Below are 413 nucleotides of genomic sequence, written 5' to 3' on the forward strand. Positions count from 1 at the left end.
GTAAAATCTTCCAGACTCACTCCATCCACACCAGCGGCTCCGCCGTTGGCTTTGACGCGGCGATACGCCGCTTCGAGGTTCGTGCTACTGAAGATGGCCTCCAGTAACTCGAGCTGCAACCGGCTGTGTTGCTTCGGTTCACCGTGCCCGCGCGCCGTCCGGCGTTTATGGGTGGGTGGTCCGGTCACTACGTGCCGGTCTTGTCGGCAGACCTCGGAACCAAAGGCAAGTCCGGTTGCTCCCGATCGCTTCGCTCATTCCCCTTCGGCGGGACTTGAAGCATCAGCTCGTCGGTTTGATCCACACTGCTTCCGAACGTGGGTGTGATTAAAAGTGCGGTGAGCTAATTCCAGAACCCCGTCCAACTGCCACTGGCTCTCCTGGCTCTAGTTTGTATAAGTGCATCTGCGTTC

Annotated in this window: 1 pseudogene; it reads right to left on the bottom strand. The window is 58.4% G+C overall.

Annotated features, from left to right (window positions below):
• A pseudogene (locus QEH52_RS20235) lies at positions 1-188 on the bottom strand (hypothetical protein); the annotation flags it as partial.
• Positions 189-413: the final 225 nt, after the last annotated feature.

Origin of the sequence: Thalassobacterium maritimum (genome assembly GCF_031127805.1) — a bacterium.
Lineage (GTDB): Bacteria > Verrucomicrobiota > Verrucomicrobiia > Opitutales > Coraliomargaritaceae > Thalassobacterium > Thalassobacterium maritimum.